We start from the raw sequence: 17,634 nt of genomic DNA, 5'->3' as shown, positions 1-17,634 counted from the left end.
AGGATGTGCCGACCAGCATAACGCCTATTTTGTTCTAACGATATACCGATTAATTATATTCAAGACCGCCCTGACGCCGCTCCGCCCACAGCCCCAGGGCGAAGATCAGGAGCCCGCCCGCAGCCAGCGCGGCCCCGACCAGCCCGGTCGAGGACCAGGCGAAGCCCTGCTTGACGGTCACGCCGGCCAGCCAGGCACCCAGCGCGTTGGCGCCGTTGAAGGCGGCATGGTTGAGCGAGGCGGCCATGGTCTGGGCATCCTCGGCGACATCCATCAGCCGCGTCTGCAGGGTCGGCCCCAGCGCCATGCTGGTGCCCACCAGGCCGACGAACAGCAGCCCCCAGGCCACGCTGTTGGCGGCCACGTAGAACAGCCCCTGCACGGCCAGGCACCAGAGCAGGATGCCGGGAATCGCCCGCATCAGGTTGCGGTCGGCGGCGCGCGCGCCGACCAGGTTGCCGAGGATGGTGCCGACGCCGAACACCACCAGTACCAGCGGCCCCAGCGCCTCAGTCATGCCGGCCTGTTCGGTCAGGGTCGGCATGACGTAGCTGAACACCGCGAACATGCCGCCGAAGCCGATGCCGGCGATGCCCAGGGTGAACAGCACACGCTGCTTGACCAGCGCCCCCAGCTCGCGCCTGGGACTGGCGTGCGGGTCGGCCGGCGCCGCCGGCACCCACAGCCGGATCAGCAGCGCGGTGAGCAGGGCGATCCCGCCCACGCCGGCGAAGGCGACCTGCCAGCCGAGCAGGTTGCCCGCCCAGGTGCCCAGCGGCGCGCCGACCAGGATGGCCGAGGTCAGCCCCAGCATCACCCGGCTCACCGCCCGGGCCCGCTCGTCGATCGGCACCGCCGCCGCGGCGACCAGCGCGGCGACGCCGAAATAGGCGCCGTGGGGCAGCCCGGCGAGAAAGCGCAGCAGCACGAACGACCCGAAGCCGGGAGCGAAGGCGCTGGCGATGTTGCCGATGGCGAACACCAGCATCAGCGCGATCAGCAGGGCGCGTCGCGGCAGCCGCGCCGCCAGCGCAGAGATCAGCGGCGCCCCGACCACCACGCCCAGTGCATAGCTGCTGATGGCGTAGCCGACATCGGGTACCGGCACCTGCAGGTCGTTCGCCACGCGGCTCACCAGCCCCATGATCACGAACTCCCCGGTACCGATGCCGAAGCCGCCCAGTGCCAGGGCGAACTCGGCGCGGCGCGGGTGGGTGACCGGGGCGGTGGTGGCCTGCGTCATGAAGACTCTCCCTGTGCGATGGTGCGGGGTGCGATGGGCCGGCGGCGGCCCGGGACGGCAAGCGCGCCATTGTTCCAGAAACACGACCTGCGGATAAGCGCCGGCGGCCGTCAGCGTGCGGCGGCCGCCCGTCGCCGCGCTGCGCCCGCCATCAGCAGGGTGGGCAGCAGCGCCGCCAGGAACAGCAGCGCCACGCTCAAGAAGCTCTCGCGAAAGCCCATCATCTGGCTCTGCACGGCGATCACCTGATCGAGGTAGCGCCCGGCGACGGCCTGACGCTCGGGTGCGGCGAGCCCGCTCTGGGCCAGCAGCGACGTGCTCGCCTGCAGGAAGGCCGTCGTGCCGGTGTGGCTGCCGTCCTGGGCCGCGGTGAAGGCCTGGGCGTAGCGCTGGGTACTGTCGCTGAGCAGCAGTGACAGCCCGTTGACGCCGAACGCCCCGCCCAGCTGACGCACGAAGTTGATCGCCCCGCTGCCCTGGCCCAGCAGCGTCTGCGGCAGGGCCGCCAGGGCACCGGCGTTGAGGCTGGGCAGCACCAGCCCCAGACCGATGCGCCCCACCACGATCCAGCCGGCGAAGGTCCAGAACGGCGTGTCGGTGTCGGCGGCGGTCATCAGGAAACACGACAGCGCGAAGAGGGCCAGCCCCAGGCTCATGGTCAGCGGCGGCGGCGTGCGGTCGGTGGCACGCCCGGCGAGCGGGAAGACCAGCGCCAGCACGAAGCCGGCCGGCATCAGCAGCAGCCCCGAGCGGGTCGGCGTGTAGCCCTGGATGGTCTGCACGAACAGCGGGATCAGGTAGGTGGAGCCGTAGATGCCGGCACCGAAGATGAACGCCACCACCGCCGCGCTCGAGAACACCCGCCGCGAGAACAGGCCGAGGTTGAGCAGCGGTGTCGCCGTCCTGAACTCCCAGACCACGAAGGCGACGACGCTCACGATGGCCACGCTGAACTCGACGAGGATGGCATCCGAACGCCAGCCCTCGCGCTGGCCGCTGGACAAGCCGTCGAGCAGGGTCACCAGAAACACCGTGAGCAGGGCGAAGCCGAGCCAGTCGAAGCGCCGGATCGGGCCGTCATGGGTGCGCCCCGGCATGAACAGCAGGGCCAGGAAGGGCCCCAGCAGGCTGAACGGCAGGGCGATGAAGAACACGTAGCGCCAGCTGAAGCTGTCGACCAGGAGGCCGCCCAGGGTCGGCCCCAGCGCCGGCGCCAGCACCACGCCGATGCCGTAGACGCCCATGGCCGAGCCGCGCCGCTCGGGCGGGAAGACCTGGAAGATCACCTGCATCGCCAGCGGCTGGAGGATGCCCGCCGCCGCGCCCTGCAGCAGCCGCGCGGTGATCAGCAGCGTCTCGCCGGTGGCCAGCCCGCCGAGGATCGAGGCGGCGCTGAACACGCCCATGGCGATCAGGTAGGTGGCGCGCTGGCCCACCGCGTCCACCAGCCAGGCATTGAGCAGCATGGTGCCGGTCATCGCCGCCAGAAAGCCGGTGGACAGCAGCTGCGCCGTGTCCTGACCCATGCCGAAGGCGCCCATGATGTCGGGCAGCGCGACGTTGATGATGGTGGCGGTGAGCACCGTGGAGATGGTGCCCATCATCGCCGTCAGGGTCACCCAGTAGCGGTAGGCCGGGCCGTAGCGCGCGAACAGCCCGTCGATGCTGTCGGGCCGCGCCGCCTCAGCCACCGGGGCGGGCCTCCAGCTCGGCCATCATCCCCGGCTTGAGCAGCCCGTCGCTCTGGGCCACGCTCACGCGCAGCGGCAGGCGCTGGGTGATCTTGGTGAAGTTGCCGCTGGGGTTGGGGCTGGGCAGCAGGGCGAACTCGCTGGTCGCGGCCTGACCGACCCGCTCGACGGTGCCGGTGAAGGTGCGGTCGGGCAGCGCATCCACATGCACCGCCACCGACTGGCCCGGCGCGAAGTGGCGAATGGCGGTCTCCTTGACGTTGGCCTCGACGCGCACCGCCTGCGGGTCGTGCACCATGGCCAGTCGCTGGCCGACGCTGACGTACTCGCCCGGATCGACGAAGACCCGGTCGACGACGCCGTCGAAGGGCATGCTCAGGGTGCGGTCGTCGAGATCCAGTCGGGCCTGGTCGCGCTGCGCGCGCAGCGCCCGGGCCTGGGCCTTCAACCCCGCCAGCCGGCGCTCGAGCACGCCGAGCTGCTCGCGGTCGGCCCGCGCCTCGGCGAGCGCCGCCCGGGCATTGTGCAGCCGGGCCTCGGCCTGCTTCACCGCCTCCCGGGCGGTGGTCAGTGCCGTGCGGGTCTTGTCGGCCCGCGCCTGGTTGACCGCGCCCTGCCCGACCAGCCTGGCGGCGCGGCGGTTGTCGAGGCCCGCCAGATCGCGCTGCGCCCGGGCCGAGTTCAGCGTCGAGCGGGCGGCCTCGATGGCGGCCTGCCTGGCCTCGATGGCGCTGCCGGTCTGATGGTCGACCATGGCGAGTCGCGCCCGGGTCTCGTCACGCTCGGCGACCAGCGCCTGGAGCCGGGCGTCGAGTTCCTCGACACGCAGCCGGTTGCGGCGATCGTCCAGCGTCACCAGCACCTGCCCCTGACTGGCCGCGTCGCCGCCGATGACCCTGACGGCGGTCACCCGCCCGGCCACCTGGCTGCCCAGCACCACCATGTCGGCGGCGACCCGGGCATCGATGACGTTGACGTGGGTCAGCTGGCGGTAGAGCCAGCCGCCGCCGATCCCTGCCACGGCCAGCACCAGCGCCACGACGAGGCCCAGGCGCCAGCGTCGTCGCGGGGGGCGAGGCGCCTCGGGCGTCGCTTCCGTGCTCATGCCCCGCGCTCCGGCGGCGAGGCCGGCTCGTCGGCGCCCAGACGCACGGCGAGGCGCTCGAGCACCTCGAGGCAGGTATCCAGCGCATCGGGGTCGATATCGTCGAAGAGTTCGGCGCGCACGCCGGTCACCACCGTCTGGATACGCTCGAGGATCGGCGTCGCGCGCACGGTCAGTTCGACCACCTTGATGCGCCGGTCACCGGGCACCGTCCGGCGCTCGATCAGCCCTTCGCTCTCCAGGGTATCCAGGGAGCGGACCAGGGTCGGCCCCTGGACGTTGACCGCCGCGGCCAGGGCCTTCTGGGTCAGCGGCTCGCGGGCCCGGGACAGCTGCCAGAGGATGCGCCAGCGCGACTCGGTCAGGCCGTAGGGCGCCAGGCGCCGGTCGATCTCGGCACGCCACAGCCGGGCCACCTGGCCGAGCTGGGCGCCGAAGCGTTCGCGGGATGAGCTACGGGTAGTGGGCATGGCAAATTGTTCCCCAGACACATGAATAGCTAACGAACTATCATAGTGCCTTGCCATGCCCCCGGCCACCCCGAGCGTCGAGGATGCCGGGGTGGCCGATGGTCGCCGCCTCAGTCCCGCCGCAGCCGCCAGGGCAGCGTCTCGCCGGCCCGGAACGGCACCAGGTGCTCCTCGCCGCAGGCGATCGTCTCCGGCACGTCGCATGGCCGGCGCTCGAGCTCGAGCGTGCCCTCGTTGAGCGGCAGGCCGTAGAAGCGCGGCCCGTTCTCCGCGCAGAAGGCCTCGAAGCGGTCGAGCGCGCCGATCGCCTCGAACACCGTGGCGTAGACCTCCAGCGCATGGGGCGCGTTGAACACCCCGGCGCAGCCGCAGGCGGTCTCCTTGGTGTGGGCCAGGTGCGGGGCCGAGTCGGTGCCCAGGAAGAAGCGCGGATGGCCGCTGGCCACGGCGTCGCGCAGCGCCTGCTGGTGGCTGCCGCGCTTGAGGATCGGCAGGCAGTAGAGGTGCGGGCGGATGCCGCCGACCAGCATGTCGTTGCGGTTGTGGGCCAGATGCTGGGGGGTGACCGTCGCCGCCAGGGTCTCGCTGCCCTCGAGCACGTACTGGGCGGCCTCGGCGGTGGTGATGTGCTCGAAGACCACCTTGAGTTCGGGGAACTGCCGGCGAATGTCCTCCAGTACCGCATCGATGAACACCTTCTCGCGGTCGAAGATGTCCACCGCGGCGTCGGTCACCTCGCCGTGGATCAGCAGCGGCATGCCGATGCGCTGCATGACCTCGAACAGCGGATAGATCGCCTTGACGTCGCGCACGCCGTGGGCCGAGTTGGTGGTGGCGTTGGCCGGGTAGAGCTTGGCGGCGGTCAACAGGCCCCGGGCATGGCCCTCCTCCAGGGTCTGCGCGGTGACGCTCTCGTTGAGATAGCAGGTCATCAGCGGGGTGAAGTCGTGGCCCGCCGGCAGGGCGTCGAGGATGCGCCGCCGATAGGCCTCGGCCGCCTCCAGGGTGGTCACCGGCGGCGCCAGGTTGGGCATGACGATGGCCCGCGCGTAGACGGCGCTGGTGTAGGGCAGCACGAAGGCCATCAGCTCGCCGTCACGCAGGTGCAGGTGCCAGTCGTCGGGGCGGCGGAGGCGCAGGGTGGAGGGGGATGCGGTCATGTCGGACTCCAGGCAGGGGGATCATCCCGCGGCGGTCGCGGGCCGGCGGCGCCACAATGATACCAGCGCCGCCGCCGAGAGCAGCGCCACCAGCACGGAAAAGCCCACCCCGGTGGGCGCCAGGCCGACCAGGCGCGACACCAGGCCGATGCCCACCACGGGGATCGACAGCGCCACGTAGGCGATGACGAAGAAGGTCGAGGTCACCGCGCCGCGCTGGTCGGCCGGGCTGGCGGTGGCGACCGCACCCAGCCCGGCGCGAAAGCCGACGCCCTGGCCGAAGCCGGCGACCAGCGCCCCGGCCAGAAAGACCGCCAGCGAGGCCCGGGCGATGCCGGCGCCGACCAGCAGGGCGCCGAGCACCACCACCGCACAGCCCAGCGGCAGGCGCCACGCCTGCGGCAGGCGTTCCTGCAGCCACTGCCCCAGCGTCGAGGCGAAGAACACCACGCCGGCGACCAGCCCGATCAGCGCCAGGTTGTCCTGACCCAGCACGCCCTTCATGAAGGCCGGGGCCGTGGCGGTGAAGAAGCCCAGCACCGCGAAGCCGGCGAAGCCCGCCGTCGCCGCCGGCAGGAACAGCCCGCGCACCGCCGGCGGCACGCTCGGCCGCTGCCAGCGCAGGTCGGGGCGCGCCGCGCGGGTCACGGTTTCCGGCGCGCGCAGCACCGCCAGGACGCCCAGCAGCAACAGCCCCAGGTGCGCGCCGTAGGGCAGCAGCAGCGGCCCGGGCGCGTATTCGCCGAGCAGGCCGGCACACACCGGGCCGAGTCCCAGGCCACCCATGTTGACGGCGGTGGCGAGGAGGGTCGCCTGACGCTTGCGCGCCTCGGGCGCCAGCTCGATCACCGCCACCGTGGCCGTGCCGGTGAAGATCCCCGCCGAGACGCCGGATACCACCCGGGCGACGATCAGCCATGTCAGGCCGTCGCCGGCCAGGAACAGCAGGTCGCTCGCCGCCGAGGCGGCAAGCCCCGCCAGCAGCAGCGGGCGGCGGCCGAGCTGATCGGACCAGCGCCCGGTGAGCAGCAGCGCGCCGATCACGCCCACCGCGTAGGCGGCGAAGATCACCGTGATGGTCAGCTGCGAGAAGCCGAACGCCTCGCGGTAGAGCGGATACAGCGGCGTGGGCAGGGTGGTGCCGAGCATGGTCGCCAGGAAGGCGAAGGCGACGCCCGCGAAGGCGAATCGCGAGCTCGAGGGCGTGTCGGTCATGGGCGATCTCCTGTAAAACGCCCGTCCCAGTGTAGAGGCAGGCGCGCAATGTGCGATAATGGCGGATTCCCCTTTCGAAACGATGCAACCGGACCCGTCAACATGTCCCACGGCACGCTATACATCGTCTCCGCCCCCTCGGGCGCCGGCAAGACCAGCCTGGTCCGCGGCCTGATCGAGCGCCTCGACGGCATCCAGGTGTCGGTGTCGCACACCACTCGCGCGATGCGCCCCGGCGAGACCGACGGGGTCAACTACCACTTCGTCGATGGCGAGACCTTCGAGCGCATGGTCGAGTGCGGCGACTTCTTCGAACACGCCCGGGTCTTCGACAACTGCTACGGCACCTCGCGCCCGGCGGTCCAGGCACTGCTCGCCGCCGGCACCGACGTGATCCTCGAGATCGACTGGCAGGGCGCGCGCCAGGTGCGTGAACAGATGCCGGATGCCGTCTCGGTATTCATCCTGCCGCCCTCGCGGGAAGCGCTCGCCGAACGGCTCGCCGGCCGCGGCACCGACGGCCCCGAGGTGATCGCCCGGCGCATGCGCGACGCCGTCAGCGAGATGTCGCACTTCGACGAGTACCAGCACGTGATCATCAACGACGACTTCGATGAGGCCCTGGCCCAGCTCTGCGGGCTGGTGCTCGGCGAACGCACCCGGCTGGCGCGGGTTCGCGAACGCCACGGCGCACTGCTGGAGGCGCTCTTGTCACGCATCGAAGGGGTCGAGTAGACTCGAATGTCCTACCGCGCGATCATCGATCGCGCCCGCGAATCCGCTCTCACAGGCAATTTCAGGAAGACCGTCCATGGCGCGAGTTACCGTAGAAGACTGTCTCGACCACGTCGAGAATCGTTTCAAGCTGGTGATGATCTCCTCCCAGCGTGCCCGGCAGCTGGCGCGCGGCACCCGCGACGCCCAGCTGCCCTGGGAAAACGACAAGCCCACCGTGATGGCGCTGCGCGAGATCGCCGCCGGCAAGATCGACGAGAACGTGCTCGATGAGCCGATCGAGGCCCCGGTGCGCGTCCGGCCCGAGCCGAGCGCCGAACCGGAGGCCTGAGGCCCGCCCCCGCTGCCATCGATCGCCCGCTCCCGGTCCGCTCGCGCGGGCCGTCGAGGGGCCGGAGTCCGCTTCCACGAGGTTACCGACCATAGGCGCGCTGCATGTTCACCATTGACGACCTGGCTGACCGCCTCGGCGGCTATCTCCCGCAGGACGAGATCCGGCAGGTCAAGCGTGCCTTCTACTATGCCGAGCAGGCCCACGACGGCCAGCGTCGGCGCTCCGGCGAACCCTACGTCACCCATCCCCTGGCGGTCTCCAACATCCTCGCCAACATGCACATGGACCATCAGAGCCTGATGGCGGCCATGCTGCACGACGTGATCGAGGATACCGGCGTGACCAAGGAGGCCCTGGCCGCGCAGTTCGGCGAGGCGGTCGCCGAGCTGGTCGACGGCGTCTCCAAGCTGACCCAGATCACCTTCGAGGACAAGGCGGTCGCCCAGGCCGAGAACTTCCAGAAGATGGTCATGGCGATGTCCCAGGACATCCGCGTGATCATCGTCAAGCTCGCCGACCGGCTGCACAACATGCGCACCCTGGGCGCGCTGCGCCCCGACAAGAAGCGCCGCATCGCCCGCGAGACGCTGGAGATCTACGCCCGTATCGCCGGCCGGCTGGGCATCAACACCATCCGCGTCGAGCTCGAGGACCTGTCCTTCCAGGCGATCTACCCGATGCGCGCCGAGCGCATCAAGCGCGCCGTCGCCAAGGCCCGCGGCAACCGCCGGACGATGATGCGCCAGGTGCAGACCAGCCTGCAGCACGGCCTCGACGACGAGGGCCTGCCGGGCACGGTGATCGGCCGCCAGAAGCACCTGCTGTCGATCTATCGCAAGATGCGCGACCAGCGCAAGTCGTTCGCCGAGATCATGGACGTGTTCGGCTTTCGCATCATCACCGAGGACGTCGACACCTGCTATCGCATCCTCGGCGCGGTGCACAACCTCTACAAGCCGGTGCCCGGGCGCTTCAAGGACTACATCGCCATCCCCAAGGCCAACGGCTACCAGAGCCTGCACACCACGCTGTTCGGCGCCAACGGCATGCCCATCGAGGTGCAGATCCGCACCCGCGAGATGGAGGCGATGGCCAACAACGGCATCGCCGCCCACTGGCTCTACAAGGCCGGCCAGACCGAGCGGCCGATCGCCGCCGGCAGCCATGCCCGGGCCCGGGAGTGGGTGCGCGGCCTGCTCGAGATGCAGCGCCATGCCGGCAACTCGCTGGAGTTCATCGAGCACGTCAAGAACGACCTCTTCCCCGACGACATCTACGTGTTCACCCCCAAGGGCGACATCATGGAGATGCCGCAGGGCGCCACGGCGGTGGACTTCGCCTACATGGTCCACACCGACATCGGCAACAGCTGCATCGCCTGCCGGATCGACCGCCACCTGGCGCCGCTGTCGAGCCGCCTGGAGAGCGGCCAGACGCTGGAGATCATCACCGCCCCCGGCGCCCGGCCCAACCTCGCCTGGCTGAGTTTCGTGGTCACCGCCAAGGCGCGCTCGGCGATCCGCCATGCGCTCAAGAACCAGCAGCGCACCGAGTCGATCCAGCTCGGTCGGCGGCTGCTCAACAAGGCGCTGGCCGATTTCGAGACCAGCCTCGAGGAGCTGCCCGACGCCCGCCTGCCGCGGGTCCTGGAATCGCTGGACGTGCGCACCGCCGACGACCTGCTGGAATCGATCGGCCTGGGCAACCGCATGGCCTATGCCGTCGCCCGCCACCTGGTGCAGACCGGCGAGACGCCGGCGATCTCGCATCCCGCCGCCACGCCGGGCTCGCAGGAGGCGCCGGTGGTGATCAGCGGCACCGAGGGCATGGTGCTGAACTTCGCGCGCTGCTGTCATCCGCTGCCCGGGGATGCGATCATCGGGCATCTGTCGGTGGGCAAGGGCATCGTCGTGCACCGCGTCGACTGTCGCAATCTGGAAGACTTGAAGCGCGACGATCCGGATAAACTGTTCGCCCTGAAGTGGGCCGACGAGGTCAGCGGCGACTTCCCGGTCACCCTGCGCATCGAGATGGAGACCCGGCGCGGCCTGGTGGCCGAGCTGGCCAGCGTGGTCACCGACGCCGATGCCAACATCGAGCGCATCGGCATCGAGGAACGCGACGCCCGGCTGTCGATCGTCAACCTGACGCTGGCCGTGCGCGATCGCGTGCATCTGGCCCGCATCATCAAGCGGATTCGCAACCAGCCGCACGTCGGCCGGATCAACCGCATCCGCAACTGAATCCGCAACGCCCGTCGCGCCGCCTCACCGCGGCGCGGCGGGCGTCGTGTTTTTTCTATCCTGCCGGCCCCGGGCCAGGCGCAACGACAAGCAAGGAGATCCGTCATGAGCAACAAGGCCGTCATCCAGACCAGCAAGGCGCCCGCCGCCATCGGCCCCTACTCCCAGGCCATCAAGGCCGGCAACACCGTCTACCTGTCCGGCCAGATTCCCCTGGACCCGGAAAGCATGGCGATCGTCTCCGAGGACTTCCGTGCCCAGACGCGCCAAGTCTTCACCAACCTGGCCGCGGTCTGCGAGGAAGCCGCCGGCTCGCTGCAGGACATCGTCAAGCTCAACCTCTACCTGGTCGACCTGGACAACTTCGCCGTGGTCAACGAGGTGATGGAGGAGTTCTTCAAGCCGCCCTACCCGGCGCGCGCCGCGGTGGGCGTGAAGGCGCTGCCGAAGGGCAGTCAGGTAGAAGCCGAAGCGGTGATGGTCATCGGCGACTGAAAACGGTGCACGATCTACTGCGCTCGGCGATGCGGCGTTGAAATCCCTCTCGTGATGCTCATTTACCGCGGTAAACTGCGCTCACTCGAGGCATTTCGCCTTGCCTCGCCATCGCTCGTGACGATCGTGAACCGCTTTCTTAACCAAGGTGAGCGGTTTTGAAGCGCCGCTCACCATCGGAGCAAGGCATGCGCCTGTTCTTTGCGCTATGGCCGGGCCCGGCGCTGCGCGAGCAACTCGCGGCGCTGGGTCGGGAGGCGCGGCACCGCTGCGGCGGACGCGCCACGCCGCCGGACAAGCTGCACCTGACACTGGCGTTTCTCGGCGAGGCAAGCGCCCCGCAGGCCGATGCCCTGGCGGCGTCGACCCGGGAACGGGCCATCGCCCCCGGCACCTGGACGCTGTCGCGGATCGGGCACTTTCCCCGGGCCGGCGGGCACTTTCCCCGGGCCGGGGTGGTCTGGGCAGGCGGCGACGCGGGGGCCGAGGCGCTCGCGACGCTGCATGACCGCCTGGCCGCGCTGGCCGATGATGCCGGGCTGGGCGTACGCTCGCCCGGCGCCTTCACGCCCCACGTCACCCTGCTGCGTCGCGCCGGCGCACCGCCCGAGGGCTGGCGGCCGACGCCGCTCGACTGGCACTACCGGGCGGCGGCGCTGGTGGCCTCGACGTCCCGCCACGGCACTCACGAGTATGTCACGCTGGCCCGCACCCGGCATTGAACAGGGGCACGGGCGCGCGGCTCAGGCCTTCTCGGGCGCGGCCGGGTCGGCCTCGGCGAGCACCTGGGCGTAGCCCTCGCGGAAGGTCGGGAAGCGGAAACGGTAGCCGGTCTCGCACAGGCGGGTATTGTCGCAGCGCTTGCTGGAGCGCCGCCGCAGCGGCGACTGCATGGTCTCGGTGGACTCGATCTTCAGCCGCCTGGCCAGCCAGGCGGTGACGTCGTGCAGCGGCACCGGCTCGCAGTCGCTGGCCAGGTAGAGCGCCTCCAGCGGCTGGTCGGTCAGCGCACGCTCGATCAGGTGGGCGAGCACGCCGGCGCAGTCGTCGCGATGGATGCGGTTGGTGTACATCGACGGCACGGCGGGCGCCACCCGGCCTTCGCGCACCTGACGGATCAGCCGGTCGCGGCCGGGGCCGTAGATGCCCGAGAAGCGCACCACGGTACCGGGCAGACGGCTGTCGAGCAGGGCACGCTCGGCGGCCAGCATCAGCTGGCCGGAGAAACCGCGCGGCTCGGTGGGCGAGGTCTCGTCGACCGTCTCGCCGTCCTGCTGGGCGTAGACACCGGTCGAGGAGACGAAGAACACGTGCCGTGGCGGCCGGTCACGCCCCTCGAGCTCGCCGAGCACCGCCTTCAGACCATCGGGATAGGCCGCCTGGTAGGCGCTCTCCTCGAAGCGGTCGGCACTCGCCGCGTAGACCACGATGTCGGCTTCGGGCATGGCCGACAGCGCCTCGGCATCGGTCACGTCCAGCGCCAGCGGCTCGATGCCGGTGCCCTCCAGCGCCGAGGGGTTGCGCCGCACACCGACCACACGCTGCCCGGCCGCGGCCAGCAGCCGCCCCAGCGCGGTACCGACATCCCCACAACCGAGAATGAGACTGGTATTCTTCACCTTTACCTGGCTCCTTGGTAAAACGACATCAACCATCCGTTGCAACAGGACGAGCCCCCGCGGGCCCAGCCATGACTCTAACAGAACTCCGCTATATCGTAACCTTGGCGCAGGAGCGGCATTTCGGCCGCGCCGCCGAGCGTTGCTTCGTCTCGCAGCCCACCCTCTCCGTGGCCGTGAAGAAGCTCGAGGAGGAGCTCGGAGTGGCGCTGTTCGAGCGCTCCAAGTCGACGGTTCAGGTGACCCCGCTGGGCGAGAAGGTGGTCGAGCAGGCCCAGCGCGTGCTCGAGCAGGCCAGCGTGATCCGCGAGCTGGCCAACGAGGGCAAGGACCAGCTCAGCAGCCCGCTGCGCATCGGCGCGATCTACACCATCGGCCCCTACCTCTTCCCCTACCTGATTCCCGAGCTGACGCGCAGCTCGCCGAAGATGCCGCTGTACATCGAGGAGGGCTTCACCGCCGACCTGCGCCGCAAGCTGCGCAGCGGCGAGCTCGACGCGATCATCGTCGCGCTGCCCTTCACCGAGACCGACGTGGTCACCCGGCCGCTCTACGAGGAGCCCTTCGAAGTGCTGATGCCCAGCGACCATCCGTGGACGCGGAAGGCCTGCATCGACAAGGACGACCTGGTCAACGAGCGGCTGCTGCTGCTCGGCGAGGGGCACTGCTTCCGCGACCAGATCCTCGAGGCCTGCCCGGCGATCGGCGCCCAGCTCAACAGCCCCTCCAACACCCTGACCGCCGAGGGCGGCTCGCTGGAGACCATCCGCCACATGGTCGCCTCGCGGCTGGGGGTGACGGTGCTGCCGAGCTCGGCGATCGGCACCAGCCACTACGAGTCCGGGCTGCTCGAGAGCCGGCCCTTCGCCCCCGAGGCGCCCAGCCGCACCGTGGCCATCGCCTGGCGGGCCAGCTTCCCGCGGCCCCGGGCGATCGATGCGGTGATCGAGGCCATCGAGCGCTGCCGCTGGCGTCAGGGCGACCCCGAGCCGGCATGACCCGACTCGATGCCTCCGTCACCGAGCTGACCGGCGTCGGCGAGGCGCTGGCCGGCAAGCTGGCCCGGCTGGGCATCCGGCAGGTCGCCGACCTGCTGCTGCACCTGCCGCTGCGCTACCAGGACCGCACCCGCATCACGCCGATCGGCACCCTGCGCGCCGGCATGGAGGTCGTCGTCGAGGGCGAGGTGGCCGCCGCCGAGGTGGTCAAGGGCCGCCGGCGCAGCCTGCTGGTGCGCCTCAAGGACGGCTCGGGCATCCTCAGCCTGCGCTTCTTCCACTTCTCGCCGGCCCAGCAGCAGCAGTTCCACCCCGGGGTGGTGGTGCGCGGCTTCGGCGAGGCCCGCGCCGGCGCCACCGGACTGGAGCTCTACCATCCCGAGTACCGCCTGGTGACGCCGGGCGAGACCCCGGTCGAGGACCACCTGACGCCGATCTACCCGGCCACCGAGGGGCTGACCCAGCCGCGGCTGCGCGGCCTGATCGCCCAGGCGCTCGCGGCGCTCGACGCCGACCCGGCGGCCCTGCCCGACGCCATCCCCGGGCCGCTGCGCGAGCGCTTCCGGCTGCCCGAGCTGCACGCCTGCCTGCACTACCTGCACGAGCCGCCCCCGGACGCCGATCTCGAGCGCCTCGCCTCGGGCACGCATCCCACCCAGCGGCGCCTGGCGCTGGAGGAGCTGCTCGCCCACCAGCTGAGCCTGCGCCAGGTGCGCCTGCGCATCCAGGCCGACGGCGCCCCCGCGCTGCCCTCCGGGCGCAGCCTGCAGGCGCGCTTCGTCGCCCAGCTGCCGTTCTCGCTGACCGGTGCCCAGCGCCGGGTGCTCGACGAGATCGCCCGCGACCTGGAAACCGAACGCCCCATGCTGCGGCTGGTCCAGGGCGATGTCGGCTCGGGCAAGACGGTGGTCGCGGCGCTGGCCGCGCTGGCCGCCATCGCCGGCGACTGCCAGGTGGCGGTGATGGCACCCACCGAGCTCCTCGCCGAGCAGCACTTTCGCAACTTCCGCGACTGGTTCGCCCCGCTGGGCGTCGACGTGGCCTGGCTGGCCGGCAAGCTCAAGGGCAAGGCCCGGCTCGACACCAAGGCGGCGATCGCCGACGGCCGCGCCCGGGTGGTGGTGGGCACCCACGCGCTGTTCCAGGACGACGTGCACTTCCAGCGCCTGGGGCTGGCGATCGTCGACGAGCAGCACCGCTTCGGCGTCCACCAGCGCCTGGCGCTGCGCCAGAAGGGCGAGGCCGGCGGCCTGACGCCGCACCAGCTGATCATGACCGCCACGCCGATCCCGCGCACCCTGGCGATGAGCGCCTACGCCGACCTCGACCTGTCGGTGATCGACGAGCTGCCGCCCGGCCGCACTCCGGTGCAGACCGTGGCGGTCGCCGACGAGCGCCGCCCCGAGGTGGTCGCGCGCATCCGCCATGCCTGTGCCGAGGGCCGTCAGGCCTACTGGGTGTGCACGCTGATCGAGGAATCCGAGGCATTGCAGTGTCAGGCCGCCGAGGCGACCCGCGACGCCCTGACCGAGGCCCTGCCGGAACTCGCCGTGGGGCTGGTCCACGGGCGCATGAAGGCCGCCGAGAAGGCCGCGGTGATGGACGCCTTCAAGGCCGGCGAACTCGACCTGCTGGTCGCCACCACGGTGATCGAGGTGGGCGTCGACGTGCCCAACGCCAGCCTGATGATCATCGAGAACCCCGAACGGCTGGGCCTGTCGCAGCTTCATCAGCTGCGTGGACGGGTCGGCCGCGGCAGTACCGAGAGCTTCTGCGTGCTGCTCTATCACCCGCCGCTGTCGGCCCATTCCCGCGAGCGCCTGGCGGTGATGCGCGAGACCGGCGACGGTTTCCGCATCGCCGAGAAGGACCTGGAGCTGCGCGGCCCCGGCGAGGTACTGGGCACTCGCCAGACCGGCCTGGCGCAGATGAAGATCGCCGACCTGGAACGCGACCGCGACCTGCTCGAGCGCCTCGACCCGCTGGCCCGGGCGCTGCTCGCCGAAGCGCCCGAAGCCGCCGAGACGCTGATCCGCCGCTGGCTGGGCGAGGAAGCCGGACGCTACGGGCAGGTGTGAGCCGCGCCACCTACACCTGCCGCCTGACCAGCCCCGCGGCGGCCTCGCCGAGCGGCACCAGGGCCCGGCTGATCAGCGCCAGCTGCTCGGCCAGCAGGCGCCGGGGCTCGTCGTCGGTGGCCTGCGCCCAGGCCTCGAGCGCCCGGGCGCGGGGCTCCGCCGTCGCCGGTGTCGACGGTACCTGACGCGCCCCCAGCCGGCCGGCCAGCGCCTCCAGATCGGCGATGATGCCGTCGGCCTGGGCGTGCAGCCAGGCATCGTCGCCCGCTGGCCGGGTCTCGCCGCGGTGGGCGCCGAGCGCCGACAGGTAGTTGAGCAGGGTGTGGGCGTGGGTCAGGAAGCGAAAGCCCGCCTCGACGTCCTTGCGGAAGTGTCCCGGCTCGCGGCGCGCGTTGGCCAGCCGCGCGGCGAGGGCGGCATCGGCATTGTGGGCGTTGCGCCGGGCCAGCCGGTAGTCGAGGTCGTCCGCCTTGCCGTTGCTGTACTGGCCGAGGATCGCGCTCAGGTAGCGGGCGCCGGCTGCCAGGCTGGCCGCCCCCAGCTGATGCAGCCGCCGCCCCTGCCAGTCCGGCAGCACCAGCACCACCGCCAGTCCGGCGATGCCCGCCCCCAGCAGGGTGTCGAACAGCCGTGGCCAGATCAGCCCGAAGCCGTTGCCGACCTGGTTGAAGCAGCACAGCACCAGCAGGGTGATCGCCGCGGTCGCCAGCGCGTAATGGCGGGCCCGGGCGGCGAAGAATCCCACCCCGGCGACCACCGCGATCGACAGCTGGATCAGCGGGTCGGGAAACAGGCTGATCAGCGCCCAGCCGGCGACCAGCCCGGCCACGGTGCCGACGATGCGCTGCCACAGAAAGCGTCGCGTGGCGCCGAAGTTGGGCCGGCAGACGAACAGGCTGGTGAGCAGGATCCAGTAGCCCTGGGTGGGATGAATCCACAGCAGCAGGCCGTAGCCGGCCAGCAGGGTGAGCGACAGGCGCAGGGCATGACGGAAGATCGGCGAGGCCGGGGTCAGGTGCGAGCGCAGGCGGTCGTAGATGTCGCGCGGGCCCCGGGGGGAGCGGTCATGGAGCGAAGCGTCGGCGTCGCCGGCCGGGGCGTCGGGATTGCGGGCGCCGGCCAGCTGGTGCTCGAGTGTGGCCAGGTTGTCGGCCAGGGCGTCCAGCGAGTGCAGCAGGCGTCGCCAGTCGCGGCGCGGCTGGCGATGCAGGTAGTCGAGCGAGGCGTTGAGATCGGCCAGGGCCTGCTCGCTGGGGCCGTGGTCGAAGGGCTGGCGCAGCAGCAGGGCCCGGGCCAGCGAGCGGCAGGCCTGCCCCTGCTGCTCGAGCAGGCGCTGGCAGCGGAACAGCACATCGTGGTGAAAGAAGGCCTCGGTCAACTCGCCGTAGGGATAGTGCGAGGAGCTGGCCCGCTCGTGGATGTCCTGGGCGATGAAGTACAGCCGCAGGTAGCGGTCGAGCTTGTGCGTGCCGCGCGCGCCCTCCAGGCGGCGAAAGATCATCTCCTTGGCCTGGTTGAGCGCCTCCACGACCCGCGCGTTCTGCTCGGCCAGCGCCAGGCGCCGTGCCTCCAGGTCGATACCGCGCACCGGCTCGAACAGCGTCGCCTTGAGGCGCAGGTACTCGCCCAGCTCGCGCAGCAGCAGCGCCAGGCTCAGCTTGAGCGGCTGGCGGGCGAACAGCGCGCACCAGACCACCGAGATCAGCCCGTACCAGGCCGCCCCGGCGAGCAGCATGGCCGGCTCGCGCCACAGCTCGCCCGGCGCCACGCCGCCCTGACGCTCGATGGCGATCATGGTGTAGATCGACAGGATCAGGGTGGCATGGGCGATGGTGCCGTAACGCGGCCCCACCGCCCCCAGCATGGTCAGGCCGAAGGCCGACAGCGCCAGCCCCGCGGCGAAGGCCGGCGGGCGATCGAAGAGCCACTCCACCGACAGCGCGGCGACGGCGAAGCAGGCCAGCGTCACCGCCAGGGCCGTCAGGCGTCCCTGCCAGTGGTCGTCGGTCTCGGCCAGGGCGCTGGCGATCACCCCCAGGAACAGCGGAATCAGCTGGGCGATGCCGCCCAGGTGCCAGCTCCAGGCCATCGCCCCGGCCAGCGCGATGAACACGCGCACGCTGTAGGCGAAGGTGTCGAGCGTCCACAGGCGGCGCAGGGAATGGTCGAGGGAGCGTGGCAGCATGGCGATGGCGGTCGGGCCTCCTCGGCAGCGGGCGGACGGATACGGGGGGGATCCGCTGATTCG

The 17,634-nt window shown here is 71.0% G+C and carries 15 protein-coding genes; 7 read left to right on the top strand and 8 right to left on the bottom strand.

Going from position 1 to position 17,634, the window contains the following annotated elements:
- Positions 1-49: 49 nt before the first annotated feature.
- The 6 genes from KGQ91_RS04575 to KGQ91_RS04550 all read right to left on the bottom strand — a co-directional run bounded on the left by KGQ91_RS04575 (position 50) and on the right by KGQ91_RS04550 (position 6,884).
- A complete protein-coding gene (locus tag KGQ91_RS04575; RefSeq protein ID WP_224416102.1) occupies positions 50-1,243 on the bottom strand; it encodes an MFS transporter in 1,194 nt (397 codons plus the stop codon).
- 110 nt (positions 1,244-1,353) lie between these two features.
- Positions 1,354-2,934 (bottom strand): DHA2 family efflux MFS transporter permease subunit, encoded by a 1,581-nt coding sequence (locus KGQ91_RS04570; protein WP_224420379.1) that lies wholly within the window; start codon positions 2,932-2,934, stop codon positions 1,354-1,356.
- Positions 2,927-4,039 (bottom strand): HlyD family secretion protein, encoded by a 1,113-nt coding sequence (locus KGQ91_RS04565; RefSeq protein ID WP_224420378.1) that lies wholly within the window; start codon positions 4,037-4,039, stop codon positions 2,927-2,929. The genes KGQ91_RS04570 and KGQ91_RS04565 overlap by 8 nt, the downstream gene beginning before the upstream one ends.
- Entirely contained in the window at positions 4,036-4,509 is a 474-nt protein-coding gene (locus KGQ91_RS04560; protein ID WP_224420377.1) for a MarR family transcriptional regulator, read from the bottom strand. Before KGQ91_RS04560 ends, KGQ91_RS04565 begins: the two co-directional genes overlap by 4 nt.
- Before the next feature lie 110 nt (positions 4,510-4,619).
- Entirely contained in the window at positions 4,620-5,669 is a 1,050-nt protein-coding gene (pyrC, locus tag KGQ91_RS04555) for a dihydroorotase (protein WP_224420376.1), read from the bottom strand.
- A 21-nt stretch (positions 5,670-5,690) separates the two neighbouring features.
- Positions 5,691-6,884 (bottom strand): MFS transporter, encoded by a 1,194-nt coding sequence (locus KGQ91_RS04550; protein WP_224420375.1) that lies wholly within the window; start codon positions 6,882-6,884, stop codon positions 5,691-5,693.
- Between the two features lie 102 nt (positions 6,885-6,986).
- On the opposite strand from KGQ91_RS04550, the gene gmk reads away from it, so the two are divergent.
- From gmk to thpR, 5 genes are all read left to right on the top strand, one after another.
- Positions 6,987-7,619, top strand: coding sequence for a guanylate kinase (gmk, locus tag KGQ91_RS04545; protein ID WP_224420374.1), 633 nt, complete (start codon positions 6,987-6,989; stop codon positions 7,617-7,619).
- Between the two features lie 76 nt (positions 7,620-7,695).
- Positions 7,696-7,950 carry a DNA-directed RNA polymerase subunit omega gene (gene rpoZ / locus KGQ91_RS04540; RefSeq protein WP_224420373.1) on the top strand — a complete coding sequence of 85 codons (255 nt, stop codon included), beginning with the start codon at positions 7,696-7,698 and terminating at the stop codon, positions 7,948-7,950.
- A gap of 104 nt (positions 7,951-8,054) precedes the next feature.
- Positions 8,055-10,196 (top strand): bifunctional GTP diphosphokinase/guanosine-3',5'-bis pyrophosphate 3'-pyrophosphohydrolase, encoded by a 2,142-nt coding sequence (gene spoT / locus KGQ91_RS04535; RefSeq protein WP_224420372.1) that lies wholly within the window; start codon positions 8,055-8,057, stop codon positions 10,194-10,196.
- A gap of 105 nt (positions 10,197-10,301) precedes the next feature.
- A complete protein-coding gene (locus KGQ91_RS04530) occupies positions 10,302-10,691 on the top strand; it encodes a RidA family protein (protein ID WP_224420371.1) in 390 nt (129 codons plus the stop codon).
- A gap of 188 nt (positions 10,692-10,879) precedes the next feature.
- Positions 10,880-11,413, top strand: coding sequence for an RNA 2',3'-cyclic phosphodiesterase (gene thpR / locus KGQ91_RS04525; RefSeq protein WP_224420370.1), 534 nt, complete (start codon positions 10,880-10,882; stop codon positions 11,411-11,413).
- Between the two features lie 21 nt (positions 11,414-11,434).
- On the opposite strand, the gene KGQ91_RS04520 is transcribed toward thpR, so the two are convergent.
- Entirely contained in the window at positions 11,435-12,310 is an 876-nt protein-coding gene (locus tag KGQ91_RS04520; protein ID WP_224420369.1) for an SDR family oxidoreductase, read from the bottom strand.
- 71 nt (positions 12,311-12,381) lie between these two features.
- Here KGQ91_RS04520 and KGQ91_RS04515 point away from each other — a divergent pair, with 71 nt between their 5' ends.
- Positions 12,382-13,308 carry a hydrogen peroxide-inducible genes activator gene (locus KGQ91_RS04515; RefSeq protein ID WP_163648006.1) on the top strand — a complete coding sequence of 309 codons (927 nt, stop codon included), beginning with the start codon at positions 12,382-12,384 and terminating at the stop codon, positions 13,306-13,308.
- The gene (gene recG, locus KGQ91_RS04510) at positions 13,305-15,386 is read left to right on the top strand and encodes an ATP-dependent DNA helicase RecG (protein ID WP_224420368.1); all 2,082 of its coding nucleotides are present in this window, start codon (positions 13,305-13,307) and stop codon (positions 15,384-15,386) included. Before KGQ91_RS04515 ends, recG begins: the two co-directional genes overlap by 4 nt.
- A 10-nt stretch (positions 15,387-15,396) precedes the next feature.
- On the opposite strand, the gene yccS is transcribed toward recG, so the two are convergent.
- The gene (gene yccS, locus KGQ91_RS04505; protein WP_224420367.1) at positions 15,397-17,571 is read right to left on the bottom strand and encodes a YccS family putative transporter; all 2,175 of its coding nucleotides are present in this window, start codon (positions 17,569-17,571) and stop codon (positions 15,397-15,399) included.
- Positions 17,572-17,634: the final 63 nt, after the last annotated feature.

This window comes from Modicisalibacter tunisiensis, from assembly GCF_020148005.1.
Classification (GTDB): domain Bacteria; phylum Pseudomonadota; class Gammaproteobacteria; order Pseudomonadales; family Halomonadaceae; genus Modicisalibacter; species Modicisalibacter tunisiensis.
The sequence above is the reverse complement of the archived record's forward strand: the minus strand, read 5'-3'. Positions and strand labels throughout refer to the sequence as shown.